This is a genomic window from Streptomyces sp. NPDC005483 (assembly GCF_040606035.1).
Taxonomy (GTDB): Bacteria; Actinomycetota; Actinomycetes; order Streptomycetales; family Streptomycetaceae; genus Streptomyces.
On record NZ_JBEXEA010000002.1, the window covers coordinates 162,743 to 181,614 of the forward strand.

The following is an 18,872-nucleotide window of genomic DNA, read 5'->3' on the forward strand; positions in this document are numbered from 1 at the left end:
TCCCGCCGCTTCCCTTGACGTTGTGGAGTCACCCCGCCATGCAGGCAGAACCGAAGAAATCGCTGGTGGGGCTGGAGTTCGAGGTCGAGGTCGGCCCCGTCGCCCACGGCGGGCACTGCATCGCCCGCACGGAGGACGGCCAGGTGCTGTTCGTCCGGCACACGCTGCCCGGTGAGCGGGTCGTGGCCCGGGTCACCGAGGGCGAGGAGGGCGCGCGGTTCCTGCGCGCGGACGCGGTGTCCGTCCTGGAGGCGTCCAAGGACCGCATCGAGGCGCCCTGCCCGTACGCCGGTCCCGGCCGCTGCGGCGGCTGCGACTGGCAGCACGCGAAGCCGGGCGCGCAGCGGCGCCTCAAGGGCGAGGTCGTCGCCGAGCAGCTGAAGCGGCTCGCCGGTCTCACCCCCGAGGAGGCCGGCTGGGACGGCACGGTGATGCCTGCCGAGGGCGACAAGCTGCCGGCGGGCGAGGTGCCCGCCTGGCGCACCCGCGTGCAGTACGCGGTGGACGCCGACGGCAACGCCGGACTGCGCCGCCACCGTTCGCACGAGGTCGAGCCGATCGAGCACTGCATGATCGCCGCGCCGGGCGTCAGCGAGCTGGGCATCGAGGACCGCGACTGGTCCGGGATGGCGTCGGTCGAGGCGATCGCCGCGACCGGCTCCCAGGACCGCATGGTCATCCTGGAGCCCAGGCCGGGCGCCCGCCTGCCCCTCGTCGAACTCGACAAGCCCGTCTCCGTGATGCGCGTCGAGGAGAAGGACGGCGGCATCCACCGCGTCCACGGCCGTGCCTTCGTGCGCGAGCGCGCCGACGGCCGCACCCACCGGGTGGGCAGCGGCGGCTTCTGGCAGGTCCACCCGCAGGCGGCCGACACCCTGGTGAAGGCGGTCATGCAGGGCCTGCTGCCGCGCAAGGGTGACATGGCGCTCGACCTGTACTGCGGTGTCGGGTTGTTCGCGGGCGCGCTGGCCGACCGCCTCGGCGACAAGGGCGCGGTCCTCGGCATCGAGTCCGGCAAGCGCGCGGTCGAGGACGCCCGGCACAACCTGGCCGCCTTCGACCGGGTCCGCATCGAGCAGGGCAAGGTGGAGTCGGTCCTGCCGCGCACCGGCATCACCGAGGTCGACCTGATCGTCCTCGACCCGCCGCGGGCGGGAGCGGGGCGCAAGACGGTGGAGCACATGGCGTCCCTGGGCGCGCGGCGCATCGCGTACGTCGCCTGCGACCCGGCCGCGCTGGCACGGGACCTGGGGTACTTCCGGGACGGGGGGTACCGGGTGCGGACGCTTCGGGTGTTCGATCTGTTCCCGATGACGCACCATGTGGAGTGCGTGGCAATCCTTGAGCCGGTTGCGAAGGGCTCTTGACCTGCGGTTTTGTTGCCCCGGTGGGTTGCTCGACCTGTTTCCCTCCGTGCAGCGGGTCGAGCGGACGGATCGATCTTTGAGAGCTCTCTGAGCTGCGAATTCGTGAGCGAGGCGCTTGCAAGGGCGATGCCTTCAAGTGGCTCTTGCGGGATCCTCGACGCTCGGATGACGCTCGGAATGAAAGCGGCCCTTACACCGGCCCGGTCAGGCGCGGTGGCCAGGCGGTGCTTGTGCTTCGGCATGCCGAAGGTCGGGCGATGCCCCACCGGGCCGCCTTGAGAACGCCCGACTTCAGCCGCGGGATCCGGCCGCCCGGGCGAGCCGGGTGTCGGCATCGATCACGACCGGGTGGTTGGTCGGGTACCGGTAACTCTCCGGCTGCTCGGCAACGTTGTGATCGACCGTGGGGACCAGGGTGCCGTCCACGACCAGCACGGTGTCCTTGCGGAACCGCTTGCGTCGCTGAGCGGCGAGCGCAGGTCCGAGGTGGTCGATGATGCAGTCGGCTGCGGACTTGGACACCCCGAGCAGCGGTGCCGGCTGGTGCAGGGTCAGGTCAGTCCGCCAGTACGCGGCGACCAGCAGCACGCGGCCCTCGAGCGGCAGGCGCCACGGCCGGCCCTTGCGCACCGGATCCGCACCCTCGCGCCGCAACGCGGTGATCTGCTTGCCGAACTGACGCGGGCTCAGCCCGGTGAACGGGGCAGGTTCTCGAAAGTCAGCGGCGATGCCACGGCAGGGCCGCCGGGTAGGCGTCCTCCTCGCCGGCCTGCTTGAGGGAGGCGACCACGGTGGCGGTGATGGTGGCGAGTTGCTCCACCTGTTCGGGGCTGAGGGCGTCGAACACCACGCGGCGTACGGCAGCAACGTGGCCGGGAGCGGCCTTGTTCATCAACTCCATGCCGACATCGGTGAGTTCGGCCAGCTGTCCGCGGCCGTCGGCCGGGTCCTCCCGGCGCCGCACGTAGCCCGACTCCTCCAGGCGGATCACCGCGCGCGTGAGGCGGCTGCGGGTGAACTTCAACTGCTCGGCGAGCAAGGACATCCCCAGGGCGCGGTCGGGTGCCACGGACAGGCGGGCCAGGAGGCTGTAGTCCGCGTGTGTCATGGCCGCCTCGCGCCGCAACTGCTGATCGAGGTAGTCGCTCAGCAGCGTCGAGCAGTCGAGGAAGTTGATCCAGGCTCGCAGCTCCTCGGGAGTGAGCCAACGGGGGGATGTCATGCCGGCCACTCTAACCGAGATGTTTGCCTGATCAAACACTTCGGAGTAGCGTCCCACATGTTTGAGGAATCAAACGCCTGCCATTTCGGCGCTGCGCCTGTCGTTCTTGAGCTCTCCGCAGGAGGTCCCCATGCCCGGTTCCGTTCCCGAAGCCGTATCGTCCGCCCCGCCCGCGCCGCGCTCCCGCGGCCTGACCGTGGTCGCGGGGCTTCTCGCGGCGGCTGTCGTGGCCGTCCTCGGAGACGTGGTGGTCGCGTTGCTCGCCCGCGCGGCGGGGGCGTCGGGCGATTTCGCTCCGCTGCACCCCTCCGCGTACGGGCCGCTGACGGTGTTCGGCGTCGTCCTCGGCGCCATAGGCTGGGCGGTCGTCCGTCGTGTCGCCAAGAACCCGGCGGGGCTGCTGCGGTGGCTGGTGCCCGTGCTCGTGGTCGTGTCGTTCGGGCCCGACCTGTCCCTGCTCGGTGGCGGTACGCCCGGCAGTGGGCCGCTGGCCGTCGCCGCGCTGATGGGGATGCATGTGGTGGTTGCGGTCGTCGCCGTCGCCGCCTATCGGCGCGTCCTGCCGCTGCCTGTCCGCTGACGCTGCCCGGCGTGCGCGACGTGTCGGCTGTCGGCGGTGTCCCGGAGGCCGGGACGACCGAGCTTCGGGACACCGCTGCGCAGGAACGGTCGTGCACGTCTTCCGTCTGCGTGACGGTTGGCCGTCCCATCCACAGCGTGGATAACCCGGATACGGGATTCGGATCGCGCAGGGGATGGCACCGGCGCTTCGGCGCCCCCATAGTCGTCGCTACCGCACGCCGCTGTCCGGATGGCGCCGGCGTGCGAGCTTCCCAGCATGCCGTGCGCCGTCGGCGCCCTTGAGGCATGCCCACTCCCTTACACCGCCCCGTGGAGTCGCCATGCCCGGTTCCGTGCCCCCGCCGCCTCCTGCGGCGGTCGATGCCACCACTCCGTCAGCCGTCGCCGTCTCGGGCCCGGCGCATCTGCTGCGGGTGACCCTTCTGATGGCGGGCAGCTGTCTGCCGATCCTGGGGGCGGTGCTGATCGCCCCGGTACTGCCGAAGATGCAGGACCACTTCGCGTCGGTCCCGGGGGCCAAGGCGCTGGTGCCCCTCGCGCTGACCGTCCCGGCGCTGGCACTGGCGCTGCTGGCCCCGTTCGCCGGGGTGATCGTGGACCGGGTGGGCCGCAAGCGCCTGCTGGTCGTGGCGACCGTCCTGTACGCGCTGTTCGGCACGGCACCGCTGTGGTTGGACTCGCTGGGCGGCATCATCGCCAGCCGCGCCCTGGTCGGAGTCGCCGAGGCCGCGATCATGACCTGCTGCACGACTCTGATCGGCGACTACTACACCGGCCGGCGGCGGGTGAAGTACCTCGCCCTGCAGACCATGTGCGCCTCCGCGTCGGCCACCGTCTTCTTCGTGCTCGGCGGCGCCGCCGGATCGGCGGGCTGGCGCGTGCCCTTCTGGGTCTACGCCGTGAGCCTGGTGCTCGCCCCGCTGATGGCAACCGCCCTGCCCAGCCCGGCGGCCCGTGCGGACGGCGAGGAGACTCCGGCCGAGACGGAGGCCCGCCGCTCGTTCCCCTGGCGGCAGTTGGGCGGCATCTGTGCCCTCACCTTCTTCGGGGCGATGGTCTTCTACACCGTCCCGGTGGAGATGTCGTACCTGCTCGACGACCTCGGGGTGGCGAACACCGCCGTGATCGGACTGGCCACCGCGATCGCCAGTGCCGCGACAGTGGGCGGGGCGGTCACCTTCGCCCGGCTCAAGCGTTCTCCCGACCCGATGCTGCCCGCCGTCTTCGCGGTCTGCGCGGTCGGCTTCGGGGTGATGTTCCTCGCGGGCAGTGCCCCGCTGCTGGTCATCGGGGCGGTCGTCAACTGTGTGGGCACCGGCATGCTGCTGCCCGCCCTTCTCACCAGTGCCATGTCCCGCCTGGCGTTCGAGGACCGAGGCCGCGGGACGGGGCTGTGGACGGCGGCCTTCTTCGGTGGTGAGTTCATCTGCCCGCTGGTGCTGCTCGCCGGGGAGTCCGCGACCGGCAGTCTCGCCGGTGCGGTGGGCGTGCTGGGGCTGGCCGCCGCCCTCGTCGCGGCGGGGCTGTGGGCGGCCCGCCGCCGGGTAGGCGCCGTCGATCCGCGGCCGTTGCCGGAGCAGTTGGCCTGAGGGCGTGCGGGAAGACCACTGAGAGCGCGTCGATCACGGGCTGCCGGGCCCGGTCAGAGCTGGCCCGGCAGCACCCCCGCGCTCTGGTCGACGGGCACGGCCTTCCCTGGGCCCTTGCCATAGCTGTAGCCGTTGCCCGCCAGTGTCGCGCCCACTTCCGCGGCTTTCTGCCGCAGCCAGATGTGGCCCGCGTCCTGAGCGTGCACCGGGTGCCACCACATCGCCTCCCGCACCGGTACCGCCTCGAAGGGGCAGGGCAGGACGCGCACCGCGGCCGATCGGACCGCCTTGCGCGCCAGGCGCTCCTGGATCATCGCGATCCGGCGGGTGCCCTCGACCATGAGGGGCAGCAGCTGGAAGGTCTGCACGGACACCTCCACCTGGGGACTGATCCCTATCATGCTGAGCTGGCGGGCGGCCGGGGCGTCGTAGGGACGCTGGTAGACGGCCCAGGGCAGACGCCCCAGCTGGTCCAGGGAGAGTGCGTCACCGATCTCGGGGTGATCGTCGGCGACCAGGAACAGCCAGCGGTCCTGGTGGAGGTCGACGGCGGGCAAACCGTCGATGACGCCGTGCGGCATCAGCAGTCCGTCGACGGTGCTCAGTACCGCGGCGGTGTTCTCCACGACGGACGGTGCCGGGTGCTGGAAGGTGAGCCGGATGCCGGGCGCCTCCTCGTGCAGGGTGCGGGCGAGTGCGGCACCGAACACGGCCGCCCCGTAGTCGGAGGCGAGCAGGGTGAATTCACGTGACTCCGCCGCCGGGTCGAAGTCGGCCTGGCTGGAGAAGACCCGCTCCAGCAGGTCGCACGCGGTGGCGCTGCGCTCGCGCAGGGCGGCGCCGAGCGGAGTCAGCTCGTACGTGTTGCCGGTGCGGGCGAGCAATTCGTCGTCGAAATGGCGGCGCAGCCGGGACAGCGCGGCGCTCATGGCCGGCTGACTGAGGCCGATGCGCTCGCCGGCCCGGGTGACGTTGCGCTCCTCCAGCAGCGCGCGAAGGGCGAGGACCAGATTGAGGTCGAGTCGGGACAGGTTCACCGGCAAACCACCTTGCAACGAGAGTCATCCATGACGTGGATTTGGCACATCCACAGGATTAATTTCCGTGATTGGCCGATCAGGGTCAGAGTAGACGCCAACCCCGCAGAAGGAAATCTGATGGCAATGTTCGCGCAACCAGCCGGTCCGTTCGCACTCGGCACGTTCTCCGCTCAGGACGGGGAGTCGTTTCCCGGCCTCCTGGCCGATGACCGCGTACTCGATCTGCGCAGCGCCCTGGGCTGGGCGCCGTCGGATCTGCGCGCGGTCCTGGAGCGGTGGGAGGAGGCCCTCCCCGTCCTGCGCACCCTGGCGGACGACGACTCCCTCGACCGGCTGCCACTGGAGGGCCTGCGGGTGCACGCCCCCGTGGAACCGCGGCAGATCTTTCAGTCCGGCGCCAACTACCGGCAACACGTGATCGATCTGGAGGTCGCCCACCGTTCCCCCGACGACCCCCGCACCGTCGAGGAGGCACGAGCGGAGGTCGCCGCGGTCATGGACCGCCGGGCCGCCGAGGACCTGCCGTACGTGTTCATCGGCCTGCCCGGCTCGATCACGGGCCCCTACGACGACGTGGTCCTGCCCGCCTGGGCCGAACAACCCGACTGGGAGCTGGAGTTGGCGGCGGTCATCGCCAGGCCCGCCTACCGGGTGACGGTCGAGGAGGCGCTGGAGTACGTCGCCGGGTACACCATCGCCAACGACCTCACCGACCGCGCCACCGTGTTCCGCCGGGACATGAAGGCCATCGGCACCGACTGGCTGCGCTGCAAGAACGCTCCCGATTTCACGCCGCTCGGCCCGTGGCTCGTCCCTGCGGAATCGATCGCGGACCCCGGTGATCTGCGGGTCACGCTCAAGCTGAACGGCGAGACCATGCAGGACGAGTCCACCAAGGACATGCTCTTCGGTATCGCGCGGCTGGTGTCGTACATCTCCCAGACCTCCCGGCTTCTACCCGGCGACCTGGTGCTCACCGGCAGCCCGGCCGGCAACGGGATGCACTGGGGACGGCTGCTGCGCGACGGCGACGTCATGGAGGGTTCCATCACCGGTCTGGGTGTGCAGCGCACCCGCTGTGTCGCGGAGGGCACGGCATGAGCCTGGACCGCAGCGACCCGGAGGGCGCGATAGCCGAGGCCGCCAAGGCGTACTCCAACTGGGGGCGCTGGGGTGAGGACGATGTGCTCGGCACACTGAACTTCCTCGACGAGGCCAAGCGGCGCGAGGGCGCGGCCCTCGTCCGGCGGGGCGTCAGCTTCTCGCTCTCGCAGCGGTTCGACATGAATGGCCCGCAGAAGGGCTGGCGCCGACGGACCAACCCGGTGCACACCATGCTCGACACGGGGACCGACGCGGCATTGGGCAACCAGGGCTTCCCGCACGGCATCGGCGGCGCCGACGACGTGATCGCGATGCCGCTCCAGTGCTCCACCCAGTGGGACGGCCTCGGGCACATCTTCGACCACGGCAAGGCGTGGAACGGACGGGCCGCCGAGCAGGTGGTCACCTCGGACGGCGACCTCGTCACCGGCATCGAGCACATGGCGCCGTACGTCGCCGGACGCGGCGTGCTCCTCGACGTCGGCCAGGTTGTCGGCACGGGTGGGGGCACCTCCCGCTCGAGCGGAGCCGAGAGTGGGGGAGAGCTGCCCGACGGGTTCGCCGTCACCGAGGAGCACCTCACCCGGGCCGCCGAGGCCCACGGGGTGACCGTCGGCCGCGGCGACATCGTGCTCGTCCGCACCGGACACCTCGCCCGCGCAAGGCGCGACGGCTGGGGCGACTACGCGGGCGGCCCCGCGCCCGGCCTCTCCTTCACCACGGCCGGCTGGCTGCACCGCACCGAGATAGCCGCCATCGCCACCGACACCTGGGGTTTCGAGGTCCGCCCCAACGAGTTCGAGGGCGCCTTCCAGCCACTGCACCAGGTCGTCATCCCCAACATGGGCCTGCTGATCGGCGAGATGTGGGACCTCGACACACTCGCCGCCGACTGCGCCGACGACGGCGTGTACGAGTTCTGGCTCACCGCCGCTCCCCTCCCCATCACCGGAGCCGTCGGCTCCCCGGTCAACCCGATCGCCGTCAAGTAACCCGCACCACTGCCGGATGCGCCGTTCCCCGGACAGCAGCGGCGCATCCGGCCCCCACCGCCCCACCCGCTTCGCCGGGTTATCCGTCCCCACCTCTGGCCCGCACTCACAGCGGGCGAGCCGCAGCCCCCGCCGCCCGAAGTCGCGCGGCCCAACCCCGGGAGGAATCCCCGACATGGCTGACAGCCGCACTCTCTCCCAGCCTCCGGCCGGGGGCACACCCACCGTCCTGGTCATCGGCGGGGGCGCCTCAGGCAACGCCGTCACCATCCTGCTGCGCCGCGCCGGCATCGCCGTCGACCTGATCGAGGCCAAGCCGGACTGGAACGCCACCACCGGCTCCGGCATCACCCTCCAGGGCAACGCCTTGCGGGTCCTGCGCGAACTGGGCGTGTGGGAACGGGTGAAAGCCTCCGGATACGCCTTCGGCTCGCTGGGCGTGACCACCCCCGACGGCACCGTCCTGTTCGTCGCCGAGGACATCCAGACCGGCGGCGAGGACCTGCCCGCCACCCTCGGCATGCAGCGCCCCCAGCTGCAGCAGATCCTCATCGACGCGGTCCGCGCCTCCGGCGCCGGCGTTCGCCTCGGCATCACCGCCGAAGCGCTGGAGCAGGACGCCGACGGCGTGTCGGTGCGCTTCAGCGACGGCAGCGAGGGCCGCTACGACCTGGTGATCGGCGCCGACGGAGTCAACTCCGCCACCCGCGCCGCGATCGGCATCACGGACAAACCCGAGCCGACCGGCATGGCCATCTGGCGCATCGCCGCCCCGCGGCCCGAGAGGGTGACGCGCACCGACCTCGCCTACGGCGGCCCCGCCTACATCGCCGGCTACTGCCCCACCAGCGAAAACACCATCTACGCGTACGTCGTCGAAGGGTGTCGCGACCGCGCCTCCATCGACCCGGCCACCTACGCCGACGAGATGCGCCGCCTGGCGCAGAGCTACGGCGGGGTCTGGCCAGAGATCACCGAGCACATCACCGACCCGAAGAAGGTCAACTACACCTGGTTCGACCGCCTGCTGGTCGAGGACTCCTGGCACCGGGGCCGGGTCGTGCTCATCGGCGACGCCGCCCACTGCTGCCCGCCCACCATGGCCCAGGGCGCGGCCATGTCCCTGGAGGACGCCCTCGTCCTCGCCGAGCTGCTCAGCGGGGCTGTGGCCGACGGCCGGGACTGGGACGACGAGCTGCTCCAGGTCTACCACGACCGCCGCATTCCCCGGGTGTGCACCGTTGTCGAGGCGTCCATGCAGATCGGCCAGTGGCAGCTGGACGGTGTGCGCGACGCCGACATGGCCGGGCTGGTCGGCCGCACCATGAACCTCCTCAAGGAGCGCCCGTGACCACCACCGCATCCTCCGCGCCGACCATCGACGTCCACGCCCACCTCCTGCTCCCGGAGGTCGAGGAGGCCGTCGCCGGTCATCCCGGTCGCGCCGAGGCCCGCGCCCTCGACGCGCGCCGCAACGGCGCGGCGGCCCTGGCAGTGAACGGTCCGATGGTCGGCGCGCGGGTGCCGAAGCTGACGGACGCCGCGGTGCGCCTGACGGCCATGGACGCGCAGGGCGTGGACATCCAGCTGGTCAGCCCCTCGCCCTCCCACTACCACTACTGGGCCGAGCCCCAACTGGCCGAGAAGGTCTGCCGACTGGCCAACGAGGGCACCGCCGCACACTGTGCGAAGGCTCCCGACCGACTGCACGGCCTGGGCCTAGTCCCGCTCCAGCATGCCGACCTCGTGGTCGGCCTGCTCGACCACGCCCTGGACCAGGGGCTGAGGGGCGTGGAGATCTCCTCGCACGCGCCTGGCCACGAACTGTCGGACCCGGCGTACGAAGCCTTCTGGTCCCGTGCGGAGGAGACAGGCGCCCTGGTCTTCCTGCATCCGTTCGGCTGCTCCCTCGACGGGCGCCTGGACCAGTGGTACCTGTCCAACACCGTCGGCCAGCCCGCCGAGAACGCGGTCGCCCTCTCCCATCTGATCTTCTCCGGTGTCCTGGACCGGCACCCGGGCCTGAAGCTGATAGCCGCGCACGGCGGCGGCTACCTGCCCACACACATCGGCCGCTCCGACCACGCCTGGCGGGCCCGTCCCGACGCGCGGGACTGTGAGCGGGAACCGAGCAGCTATCTGAAGCAGCTGTACTTCGACTCCCTGGTCCACGACCCTCAGGTGCTGCGGGAGTTGCTGCGAGCGGTCGGCGCGGAACGAGTCCTGCTCGGCTCCGATTTCCCCTTCGACATGGGCACCGACGACCCGCTCGGCGCGCTGCGCGCCGCGGACCTGCCTGACACCGACTTCCACTCCGTCCGCGGCGGAAACGCCGCCGCTCTGCTCGACCTCGTTTGAGGAGCCCCCCCATGAACAACCGCCTGCTCACCCACCTCCGCCACGTCGACCTCGCCGTGCCGGACTACGACAAGCAACTCGACTTCTACGCCGGAGTCTGGGGCCTGACCAAGGTCGCCGAGGACTCCGGCATCTCCTTCCTGGCCGCCGAGGGCAGCCCGGAGCAGTACGTCGTCCGGCTGCGCAAGGCCGAGGAGAAGCGTCTCGACCTCGTGTCCTACGGTGCCGCGAGCGCCGCCGACGTGGACACGCTCGCCGAGCGACTCCTCGCGGGAGGGGTGCAGTTGATCTCCCAGCCGGGCAAGGTCGAGACGCCCGGCGGCGGTTACGGCTTCCGCTTCTTCGACGTCGACGGGCGCACTATCGAGGTGTCGGCCGACGTCGAGGTGCGGCAGCACCGCAAGATCGAGGAGAAGGAGTCGATCCCGGTCAAGCTGTCGCACGTCGTGCTCAACTCGCCGGATCTGGACAAGACCAAGGCGTGGTACGAGGAGCACCTCGGCTTCCGGCTGTCCGACACGCTCGGCCATCCGCACATCGGCGACGTCATGCACTTCATGCGGATCAGCAACCAGCACCACTCCATGGCCATCGCCAAGGCCCCGCACACCTCGCTGCACCACATCTCCTTCGAGATGCGCGGAATCGACGAGTACATGCGCGGCTCCGGCCGTGTCATCCGTTCCGGCGCCCGCAAGATCTGGGGGCCGGGCCGGCACATGGCGGGCGACAACACCTTCACCTACTTCCTCGACCCGCACGGCAACACGGTGGAGTACACGACGGAGTTGGAGCTGCTGCACGAGGACACCTGGCACCCGCACGTCTACGACTTCTCCCAGCCCGAGGTCACCGACCAGTGGGGCACCGCCAACCCCATGAACGAACTGGTCACCAAGGAGTCCTTCAACGACGTCGACCGCGGCGTCTTCGTCGCTCCGCCGGTCTGATCGGCGGAGCATTCAGTCCCCGGGGGCGCGGTGGCCCTGTCAAGCCCTGACTCCCACGCCGCGCCCCCGGCCTCCGCACCCACCTCTCACGCCGACAGCCGACAGGAAACCGCCATGCGCTTCGCCGCGTACGAGTACCGCAACCGACGCCACGTGGCCGTCGTCTCAGAGGACGGCACGCTCCACCCCCTGCCCGGCGTCAGCTCACTGACCGGCCTGCTCGCCGAGGGCGGCGGCCTGCCCGAACTGCTCGACGCGGGCTCCGCGACCGTCGACGTCCCGGCCGGCCCCCACGTCTCCGACGTACGACTGCTGGCGCCGCTCCAGCCGCCCACCGTGCGGGACTTCGTCACCTTCGAGGAACACGTCGAGGGCGTACGGCGGTCCGTGGACGGGGCTGCCGGGGTACCGGAGCGGTGGTACGCGGCGCCGACGTTCTACTTCGGCAACCCCTACGCCATGTACGGGCCGCACGACGACATCCCCATGCCGCCCGGCTCGACCGTGCTCGACTTCGAACTCGAAGTGGCCGCCGTGATCGGCAAGGAGGGCCGCGACCTCACGCCCGAGCAGGCCCGCGACCACATCGCCGGCTACACCGTCTTCAACGACTGGTCGGCACGGGACCTGCAGTCCGCCGAGATGAAGGTCGGCCTCGGCCCCTGCAAGGGCAAGGACACCGCCACCACGCTGGGACCTTACCTGGTCACCGCCGACGAGCTGGCCAAGTACCGCGACGCGGACGGCTTCCTGCGCCTGGCGCTCACCGCCGAGATCAACGGCGAGGTCGTGGGCAAGGATCTGCTGTCCAACATGAGCTGGACCTTCGAGGAGATGGCCGCCTACGCCTCACGCGGCACCGTCGTCCGCCCCGGCGACGTCCTCGGTTCCGGGACCTGCGGAAACGGCGGCTGCCTCGCCGAGCTGTGGGGTGTACGGGGTGAACAGTCCCCGCCTCCCCTGAAGCCCGGCGACACGGTCACCCTCACCGTCGAGGGCATCGGCTCCGTCTCCAACACCGTGGTGGCCGGCCCGGACCCCATGACCGTTCCCGTCGCCCGACGCCGCTCCCGGGAGCGGCCGTGACCGACCTCCACCCCAAGCGGCTGCTCGGCAAGGTCGTCGTGGTCACCGGCGCCGCCCGCGGCCAGGGCGCCGCCGAGGCCGAGGCGCTGACCCGCGAGGGCGCCCGGGTGATCGCCACCGACGTCTCGGAGTCACCCGGCTGCCGCCGTCTCGACGTCACGAACGAGAAGGACTGGGCGGAACTCGCCGCCGACCTGCGTGAGGCGTACGGGCAGGTGCACGGCCTGGTCAACAACGCCGGCATCACCTGGCGAGCCCGCCTCGACGCCGTACGCCCCGAGGACATGGCCCACGTCCACGCGGTCAACGTCACCGGCCCGCTGCTGGGCATCCAGCACCTTGCCCCGCTGATGCCACCCGGCTCCTCGATCGTGAACGTCGGCTCGTCCGCGGCGCTCACCGGCCACTACCCGGTCGCCTACACGGCCAGCAAGTGGGCGCTGCGCGGCCTGTCGCGGACCGCCGCCATGGAACTGGGGCCCGTCGGCATCCGCGTGAACATCGTCCACCCCGGCTTCATAGAAACGGACATGACCGCCTCCGCGGCGCCCGGCTTCCGAGAGGCGAACGTCCGCGAGACACCGCTCGGCCGGACCGGAACCGTCGACGAGATCACCCCGCTCGTCGTCTTCCTTCTCTCCGACGAGGCGTCCTTCATCACGGGGGCCGAGATACCGGTCGACGGCGGACTCACCGCGCATGGCGGCGTCAAGTCGATCTCCGACGCCCTGCGCGCGGACGCCTGAACCGGCGACCACGCAGGACAGCCACGACAGAAAGGCCCTCTCTCTCATGGACAAGGTCCGCGCGAGCGCCGCCGAGGCGGTCGTCGACATCCCCGACGGTGCGTCGCTGGCCGTCGGCGGCTTCGGCCTCAGCGGCATCCCCGGCGTGCTCATCCAGGCACTCCACGCCCAGGGCACCACCGGCCTGGAGGTCGTGTCGAACAACTGCGGTGTGGACGGACGCGGACTGGGAGTCCTGCTGGCCGACGGCCGGATCGCCCGTGTCACGGGCAGTTACGTGGGCGAGAACAAGGAGTTCGCCCGTCAGTACCTGTCGGGCGAGCTGGAGGTGGAGCTGGTGCCGCAGGGCACGCTGGCCGAACGGCTGCGCGCCGGGGGAGCGGGCATCCCCGCCTTCTACACCCCGGCAGGGGTGGGCACCCAGGTGGCCAGGGGAGGGCTGCCCTGGCGTTACCGGCCCGACGGCACGGTCGCGGTGGCCTCCCCGCCCAAGGAGACCCGCGACTTCGCGGGCCGTGCGTACGTCCTGGAGCACGGCATCACCACCGACTTCGCCCTCGTACGGGCCTGGCGCGGCGACCGCCACGGGAACCTGGTCTTCCGTAAGGCCGCCGCCAACTTCAACCCGCTGGCCGCGATGGCGGGCAGCATCACCGTCGCCGAGGTGGAGGAGCTCGTCGAGCCGGGCGCGCTGAGCCCGGACGAAATCCACCTGCCGGGCATCTTCGTCCAGCGGATCGTGGTCCTCACCCCGACCGAGGCCGCCGACAAGCAGATCGAGCACCTTTCCCTTTCCGCGTCTTCGACACGAGGAGCCGTACGCGCATGAGCACCACCCTCGGAACGCGGCTGGGCTGGACCCGGGACCAGATGGCCGCCCGCGCCGCCGCCGAACTCACCGACGGCTCCTACGTCAACCTCGGCATCGGCCTGCCCACCCTCATACCCGGCCACCTGCCCCCGGACGTCCATGTGATCCTGCACTCCGAGAACGGCATCCTGGGCACAGGCCCGTACCCGACCGAGGCCGAGGTCGACCCCGACCTGATCAACGCGGGCAAGGAGACCGTCACGGTGCTGCCCGGGGCCTCCTTCTTCGACTCGGCCCTGTCCTTCGGCATGATCCGGGGCGGCCACATCGACACTGCCGTGCTCGGCGCGATGCAGGTCTCCGCCTCAGGCGACCTGGCCAACTGGATGATCCCGGGCAAGATGGTCAAGGGCATGGGCGGCGCGATGGACCTCGTCCACGGCGCCCGCCGCGTCATTGTCCTGATGGAACACACCGCCAAGGACGGCAGCCCGAAGATCCTCACCGAATGCACCCTGCCGCTCACCGGCGAACAGTGCGTCCACCGCATCATCACCGACCTCGGCGTCCTCGACGTCACACCCGAGGGCCTCGCTCTCGTGGAATGCGCGCCGGATGTCACCGCCGAGGACATCGCCGCCCGCACCGATGCACCTCTGATCCGGAAGTCGTGAACCATGGACGCGTCGGGCGGCTAGGGACCATGGTTACCGCCCGTCCGGGCGTCGGTGGGCACGGTGCACCTCGTGAGCCGCGGCCTTTGTCGCCGGAGGTGCCGTCGGCGCGCCCGGCGCGTGCCGCTTCGCGGGAGGCTCCCATGGCCGCCGGGACGGGTGCCCCGACCTCGGCACCGCGTGGGAGTGGTTCGACTTCGGCTCGTACGGTGCGATGTCCTCGACTCGTCTTGGCCGGCGTGGGGGACCGGCTCCCGTCGCGCGCTGTACGGGGCCGTGGCGCACATGGGCTCGTCGGCTGGGCAGGTCCTCATCACGGTGACCCTGCCTCGCCGTCGTCGGCTACGTGCTGCGCCGCAAGGCGACGACCGACCGACCCCGGCGACCGTCCGCACCGGAGCCACGTGGTCCGGCTGACCTTCCTGCGGGCCTCGAACAGCGCCCGCTGCCGCATGGGGACGACGTACTCGCTGGAGTACCTCAAGAACACCCTGCACCTGCCAAGCAGGCTCGCCCTGGAGTATCGCCGGGCTGCCGGGGGAGGTGGGGTCTGAGGTGCGGGCGTCGAGAAATTCACGAGGTGGATGTCCGATATGGGTGAGCCAAATGGGTCAAGGGGTAGGCGTGAGGTTCATTTTGACCCATAGTCATGCAAGCCCTGATATCCCTTTTCTTGGCACGGCCACGGCGGTACCCCACTGCGCGCCTTGGTGACCGCCTTCGTGGAGACCTCGCATGCCTGGATTCGCTCCGCCGCCCGTACCCGCCGACGTTCTCATCGTGCAGAGCACCGAGCCCGTGCCTGAAGCCGGGAGCCGTGTGCGCTTGACGCTCCTGATGGTCGGCAGCTGTCTGCCGGTCCTCGGCGCGGTGCTGCTCGCGCCGATGCTGTCGAAGCTGCAGGCGAGGTTCGGTTCGGTACCCCACGCGGACGCGCTGGTCCCGATGATCCTCACGCTCCCCGCCCTCACGCTCGCCCTGTTCGCTCCCCTCGCGGGTGTCATGATCGACCGCTTCGGGCGCAAACGCCTGTTGGTGGTCGCGACGCTTCTGTACGCGCTGTTCGGCACCGCCCCCCTGTGGCTGGACTCGCTTCATGCCGTTGTGGCCAGCCGAGCCCTGCTCGGTGTCACGGAGGCATTCATCATGACCGCTTGCACGACGATGATCGGCGATTTCTACCAAGGCCGAGCGCGCGACCAGTACCTGGCCCTGCAGACCGTGTGTGCCACTGTCTCGGCCACCGCATTCATCATCCTCGGCGGCACCATGGGTGCCTCGGACTGGCATGGCCCGTTCCGGCTCTACGCCGTCGGGCTGCTCCTCGCCCCCGCGATGGCTGCGTTCCTGCCCAAGTCCGGGTCGAAGGCCGCCAGATCGCATGGTGCCGTGGAGGAGGCGCTCGACGTCGCGCGGCGGTCGGCCTCGTCCCTCCGGCTGGCGGGCGTCTGCGTGCTCTCGGTTTTCGGCGGCATCGTGTTCTATACCGTCCCGGTGGAAACGGCGTATCTGATGAACGGCCTGGGCATAGAGTCAAGCGGCCTCATCGGCATGGTCACGGCGATCGCAAGCGCGGGTACCGTCTGCGGGAGTGTCATCTTCGCCTCCATGATCGGCAGGCCGGAGCGCAGGCTGCCCGCGATCTTCGTCGTGTGCGGGGCGGGGTTTGTCGTGATCGGCTTGGCCCACAACGTGGCGGTCCTGATCTTCGGCACGTTCCTCAACTGCATCGGCACCGGTTTCTTGTTGCCCTCACTGCTCACCTGGGCGAAGTCCAAGCTGGAGTACGCCAACCGTGGCCGCGTCACCGGCTTGTGGATCGCGTCGTTCTTCCTCGGCCAGTTCCTCTGCCCGTTCACCCTGATGGCGATGGAGTCCGCCACCGGTCTCCGCACCACCGCCGTGAGCAGCCTCGGCTTCGCCTCGGCGGTCGTGGCGATCGGACTGCTGCCTCTCCTGCGACGGACGCCGACTTCACAGAAGGCCGTTCGGGCGTGACTCGACAGCCGAGTTGAGGGCCGGCAGTCGGTCGCCCCGGCCACGGTCCGGGTCGGTGCGCGCGCCGACACCGCATCTCTGTCCGTGGCCTCCATCGCACGGAGGCTCGACGACCCCGTGAGCAGGGCCCCGCCACTCGTGCAGCGACTCCGGCAGGCGCCGCCGAAACTCTTCCCGGTACAGCGAGAGGTCCTCGGCGTCCGCTCCCGCGAGGTCCCTCTGCGGGGGCGCCGGGGCTTGTGCGGGGGGCGCCAGGCAGCCTGTTCTGTTCCGAGGCCGAGCGATGGACTGAAGTTCATGACCCTCGTCCTGGAACCTCGTCGCACCTGGGCGCCCTGCTGTGGGCGGCCAGGCGGAACGAGGGTTCCACGCCCGGCGGACTGCTGGGAGTCTCAGCGAGTCGTTGGTGCGGTGCGCGCTTGAGGTTCTCGCCTCCACGGGGGCGCTGCAGACGGCTGTGCTGGAGGCGAACGCCGACCGGCTGGACGAGCTGTGCCTGCCGTCCGGCGAACCCGCCTCGGCCGATCGCTGGATCTTCAGCACACTGCGGGAGCTGGAGGGGCATCTGGAGGCCCTGGACCGGCCGTCGGGGCAGTCCGGTCCAACCTGGCGCACCTCGTAGCCCTGCTCGGTGGCCTGGCTGCGTTGGTGAAGTGGACGGACGGCCTGTCCGTCATGACGCTCGTTTGACGCTCCGGACGTCCGCACGCCGGTCGGTTGGCCCAGAAACCGGCGCTGACCTGGTGGTTCCTGTAGCGCGTTCAAGTCGACGCCTTTCCGATGACGTCGCACGTGGAGTGCGTGGCGATTCTCGAACCGGCTTCAAAGGCGCTCTGACCTGCGGTTTTCTTGGACTGCTCAGCTGCGTCGAGGCGTGCCCGACCTGTTTCCCTCAGTCCATCGCGTGGAGTGCGTCGCAGGCCCGTGTCACATGCCTCACCTGCTGCTTCGAACAGCGGGGTGCGGGCGATGAGCGTTCTGCCCCGTCTTCGTGAGGGGCGGTGGGGGACATGTCTTGACGCTCGTTCGACGCTGCTTCTGATGGGGCGTCACGGCGCTCGTTCGATTGGCTGTCAAGCCCGCGAAGGTCCTGTCCGGCGTTCGCGGTGTCGGTCTCGGCGGTTTCCGACGCGCGGTTGAGGCGCAGGGCCAGTAGGACCAAGCGGTCAGAAGACGTCTCCGAGGCCGGTGACCAGCGTGTCTCCTTGATCTGCTCGTCGGTTGATCGGATGTGTCTGTCCGGTGGGTGATCACTGATGCGATGTTGGACCGGATCGAGCCGTTGATGCCGGCCGATCCGGTCCGTGGTCGGCGATGGGCCGACCATCGTCGAACCCTGGAGGCCATCGCGTGGAAGTACCGCACCGGCTCGCCTTGCCGTCCACAGCCCACCTGAGCAGCCATTTGTGAGCGGTCTGGAATGAACGCTGCGCTCCTGGCAGCGGCCGATGGTGCTGACGACATCGGTTGGACTGTGTCGGTGAACTCCACCGTCTGCCGGGCTCACCAGCACGCCGCCGGAGCCAGGAAAAAGGGGCGCCATTTCGGGCTGAGCCCGATGACCGCGCGCTCGGACGTTCCCGCGGCGGCCTGAGTACGAAGGTCCATCTCGTCAGCGACAGCCATGATCACGACGGCGCCGGTCGCCGCGCGTCACGTCACGCGAATGCCCTCGCGGTCTTCGAGGGCGCTGATGGCGGTGGCGGTGAGGCTGTGGGTGACGTGGCCTCGCATCAGCTGGGCGGCTTCGGCGGCACGGCCGTCCACGATGAGGGAGACAAGCTGGTGGTGTTCCTGTAGGTCCCTGGTGCGGGGTTCGTCACCGGGCGGGAGTTCGAGGCCGAGGCGCCGGTAGCGGTCGGACTTGTCCCACAGGTCGTCCAGGAGACGGATGAGGACATCGTTATGCGAGGCCCGGTACAGCGCCTGGTGGAAGGCGCGGTGGGCCGTGAGTGCCTCTTCCCCCCATTGGCGGGTGACGGGGAGGAGCTTGTCGACGGCGGCCTGCATGGTGGCGATGTCGTCGTCGGTGCGTCGCTGGGCGGCGAGTTCGGCGGCGGTCGGGTCCAGGGACAGGCGGACCTCGAAAAGCTGACGCGCCTCGTTCGAGTTCATGACGGAGACCCGGACATCGCGGTGGGTCTCGACGGTGACGAGTCCCTCGCTGCTGAGGCGGCGGATGGCCTCGCGCAGGGGCGTGATGCTCATGTTGAGGGACTCGGCGAGGTCGTACTGGGCCAGCCGTGACCCGGCAGGGAGAGTGCCGGAGAGGATCCGATCGCGGAGTTCTGCGTAGGCGAGGTCACTCTTGCTGAAAAACAGGTTCTGCCCTGCCATAGCCCCCTGACCGTTC

At 70.2% G+C, this 18,872-nt stretch carries 18 protein-coding genes and 3 pseudogenes; 17 read left to right on the forward strand and 4 right to left on the reverse strand.

The features are described from left to right. Nucleotides 1-38 precede the first annotated feature (38 nt). Nucleotides 39-1,367 (forward strand): class I SAM-dependent RNA methyltransferase, encoded by a 1,329-nt coding sequence (locus ABZT06_RS04070; protein WP_355734449.1) that lies wholly within the window; start codon nt 39-41, stop codon nt 1,365-1,367. A 318-nt stretch (nt 1,368-1,685) separates the two neighbouring features. Here the strand turns inward: ABZT06_RS04070 and ABZT06_RS04075 are convergent. Further along, nucleotides 1,686-2,096, reverse strand: a pseudogene (locus tag ABZT06_RS04075) (transposase family protein); the annotation flags it as partial. Continuing rightward, on the reverse strand, nt 2,086-2,589 hold the full coding sequence (locus ABZT06_RS04080) for a MarR family transcriptional regulator (RefSeq protein ID WP_355734452.1): 504 nt from the start codon (nt 2,587-2,589) through the stop codon (nt 2,086-2,088). The gene ABZT06_RS04080 and the pseudogene ABZT06_RS04075, both read right to left, overlap by 11 nt. A 130-nt stretch (nt 2,590-2,719) precedes the next feature. Here ABZT06_RS04080 and ABZT06_RS04085 point away from each other — a divergent pair, with 130 nt between their 5' ends. Further along, entirely contained in the window at nt 2,720-3,169 is a 450-nt protein-coding gene (locus ABZT06_RS04085) for a DUF6069 family protein (RefSeq protein ID WP_355734455.1), read from the forward strand. A 322-nt stretch (nt 3,170-3,491) separates the two neighbouring features. Further along, nucleotides 3,492-4,760 carry an MFS transporter gene (locus ABZT06_RS04090; protein WP_355734458.1) on the forward strand — a complete coding sequence of 423 codons (1,269 nt, stop codon included), beginning with the start codon at nt 3,492-3,494 and terminating at the stop codon, nt 4,758-4,760. Between the two features lie 53 nt (nt 4,761-4,813). Here ABZT06_RS04090 and ABZT06_RS04095 read toward each other — a convergent pair whose 3' ends face one another. Beyond that, nucleotides 4,814-5,797 (reverse strand): LysR family transcriptional regulator, encoded by a 984-nt coding sequence (locus ABZT06_RS04095; RefSeq protein ID WP_355734461.1) that lies wholly within the window; start codon nt 5,795-5,797, stop codon nt 4,814-4,816. Between the two features lie 120 nt (nt 5,798-5,917). Here ABZT06_RS04095 and ABZT06_RS04100 point away from each other — a divergent pair, with 120 nt between their 5' ends. From ABZT06_RS04100 to ABZT06_RS04165, 14 genes and pseudogenes are all read left to right on the forward strand, one after another. After that, nucleotides 5,918-6,901: a fumarylacetoacetate hydrolase family protein gene (locus ABZT06_RS04100; protein ID WP_355734464.1), complete on the forward strand. Its 984-nt coding sequence runs from the start codon at nt 5,918-5,920 to the stop codon at nt 6,899-6,901. Continuing rightward, complete coding sequence (locus ABZT06_RS04105) at nt 6,898-7,896, forward strand: cyclase family protein (protein WP_355734466.1); 999 nt, start codon at nt 6,898-6,900, stop codon at nt 7,894-7,896. Before ABZT06_RS04100 ends, ABZT06_RS04105 begins: the two co-directional genes overlap by 4 nt. A gap of 175 nt (nt 7,897-8,071) precedes the next feature. Continuing rightward, nucleotides 8,072-9,247: an FAD-dependent oxidoreductase gene (locus tag ABZT06_RS04110; RefSeq protein ID WP_355734469.1), complete on the forward strand. Its 1,176-nt coding sequence runs from the start codon at nt 8,072-8,074 to the stop codon at nt 9,245-9,247. Then, nucleotides 9,244-10,254 carry an amidohydrolase family protein gene (locus ABZT06_RS04115; protein WP_355734472.1) on the forward strand — a complete coding sequence of 337 codons (1,011 nt, stop codon included), beginning with the start codon at nt 9,244-9,246 and terminating at the stop codon, nt 10,252-10,254. The genes ABZT06_RS04110 and ABZT06_RS04115 overlap by 4 nt, the downstream gene beginning before the upstream one ends. A gap of 11 nt (nt 10,255-10,265) precedes the next feature. Continuing rightward, entirely contained in the window at nt 10,266-11,204 is a 939-nt protein-coding gene (locus tag ABZT06_RS04120) for a VOC family protein (protein ID WP_355734474.1), read from the forward strand. 114 nt (nt 11,205-11,318) lie between these two features. Further along, the gene (locus ABZT06_RS04125) at nt 11,319-12,290 is read left to right on the forward strand and encodes a fumarylacetoacetate hydrolase family protein (RefSeq protein ID WP_355734477.1); all 972 of its coding nucleotides are present in this window, start codon (nt 11,319-11,321) and stop codon (nt 12,288-12,290) included. Then, nucleotides 12,287-13,036, forward strand: coding sequence for an SDR family oxidoreductase (locus tag ABZT06_RS04130; protein ID WP_355734479.1), 750 nt, complete (start codon nt 12,287-12,289; stop codon nt 13,034-13,036). The genes ABZT06_RS04125 and ABZT06_RS04130 overlap by 4 nt, the downstream gene beginning before the upstream one ends. A 46-nt stretch (nt 13,037-13,082) precedes the next feature. Further along, nucleotides 13,083-13,865, forward strand: coding sequence for a CoA transferase subunit A (locus ABZT06_RS04135; RefSeq protein ID WP_355734482.1), 783 nt, complete (start codon nt 13,083-13,085; stop codon nt 13,863-13,865). A gap of 20 nt (nt 13,866-13,885) precedes the next feature. Continuing rightward, nucleotides 13,886-14,521, forward strand: a complete 636-nt coding sequence (locus ABZT06_RS04140) for a CoA transferase subunit B (protein ID WP_355735515.1) — start codon at nt 13,886-13,888, stop codon at nt 14,519-14,521. 404 nt (nt 14,522-14,925) lie between these two features. After that, entirely contained in the window at nt 14,926-15,075 is a 150-nt protein-coding gene (locus ABZT06_RS04145) for a hypothetical protein (RefSeq protein WP_355734485.1), read from the forward strand. A 283-nt stretch (nt 15,076-15,358) separates the two neighbouring features. Beyond that, nucleotides 15,359-16,519 (forward strand): MFS transporter, encoded by a 1,161-nt coding sequence (locus tag ABZT06_RS04150; RefSeq protein ID WP_355735518.1) that lies wholly within the window; start codon nt 15,359-15,361, stop codon nt 16,517-16,519. Nucleotides 16,520-16,913: 394 nt separating this feature from the next. Further along, nucleotides 16,914-17,096: pseudogene (locus tag ABZT06_RS04155) on the forward strand (TIGR02677 family protein); the annotation flags it as partial. A gap of 708 nt (nt 17,097-17,804) precedes the next feature. Continuing rightward, nucleotides 17,805-17,915, forward strand: coding sequence for a hypothetical protein (locus tag ABZT06_RS04160; RefSeq protein ID WP_355735520.1), 111 nt, complete (start codon nt 17,805-17,807; stop codon nt 17,913-17,915). Nucleotides 17,916-17,999: 84 nt separating this feature from the next. Then, nucleotides 18,000-18,139 (forward strand): annotated as a pseudogene (locus tag ABZT06_RS04165) (IS5/IS1182 family transposase); the annotation flags it as partial. A gap of 33 nt (nt 18,140-18,172) precedes the next feature. Here ABZT06_RS04165 and ABZT06_RS04170 read toward each other — a convergent pair. After that, on the reverse strand, nt 18,173-18,856 hold the full coding sequence (locus tag ABZT06_RS04170; RefSeq protein WP_355734488.1) for a GntR family transcriptional regulator: 684 nt from the start codon (nt 18,854-18,856) through the stop codon (nt 18,173-18,175). Nucleotides 18,857-18,872: the final 16 nt, after the last annotated feature.

What these genes read in the sequence shown, in the direction of transcription:
- ABZT06_RS04120 (WP_355734474.1), top strand. Translation starts at nt 10,266, where the DNA reads ATGAACAACCGCCTGCTCACCCACCTCCGCCACGTCGACCTCGCCGTG.
- ABZT06_RS04080 (WP_355734452.1), bottom strand. Translation starts at nt 2,589, where the DNA reads ATGACATCCCCCCGTTGGCTCACTCCCGAGGAGCTGCGAGCCTGGATC.
- ABZT06_RS04125 (WP_355734477.1), top strand. Translation starts at nt 11,319, where the DNA reads ATGCGCTTCGCCGCGTACGAGTACCGCAACCGACGCCACGTGGCCGTC.
- ABZT06_RS04160 (WP_355735520.1), top strand. Translation starts at nt 17,805, where the DNA reads ATGCCGGCCGATCCGGTCCGTGGTCGGCGATGGGCCGACCATCGTCGA.
- ABZT06_RS04150 (WP_355735518.1), top strand. Translation starts at nt 15,359, where the DNA reads ATGGTCGGCAGCTGTCTGCCGGTCCTCGGCGCGGTGCTGCTCGCGCCG.
- ABZT06_RS04170 (WP_355734488.1), bottom strand. Translation starts at nt 18,856, where the DNA reads ATGGCAGGGCAGAACCTGTTTTTCAGCAAGAGTGACCTCGCCTACGCA.
- ABZT06_RS04105 (WP_355734466.1), top strand. Translation starts at nt 6,898, where the DNA reads ATGAGCCTGGACCGCAGCGACCCGGAGGGCGCGATAGCCGAGGCCGCC.
- ABZT06_RS04135 (WP_355734482.1), top strand. Translation starts at nt 13,083, where the DNA reads ATGGACAAGGTCCGCGCGAGCGCCGCCGAGGCGGTCGTCGACATCCCC.
- ABZT06_RS04090 (WP_355734458.1), top strand. Translation starts at nt 3,492, where the DNA reads ATGCCCGGTTCCGTGCCCCCGCCGCCTCCTGCGGCGGTCGATGCCACC.
- ABZT06_RS04100 (WP_355734464.1), top strand. Translation starts at nt 5,918, where the DNA reads ATGGCAATGTTCGCGCAACCAGCCGGTCCGTTCGCACTCGGCACGTTC.
- ABZT06_RS04070 (WP_355734449.1), top strand. Translation starts at nt 39, where the DNA reads ATGCAGGCAGAACCGAAGAAATCGCTGGTGGGGCTGGAGTTCGAGGTC.
- ABZT06_RS04110 (WP_355734469.1), top strand. Translation starts at nt 8,072, where the DNA reads ATGGCTGACAGCCGCACTCTCTCCCAGCCTCCGGCCGGGGGCACACCC.
- ABZT06_RS04085 (WP_355734455.1), top strand. Translation starts at nt 2,720, where the DNA reads ATGCCCGGTTCCGTTCCCGAAGCCGTATCGTCCGCCCCGCCCGCGCCG.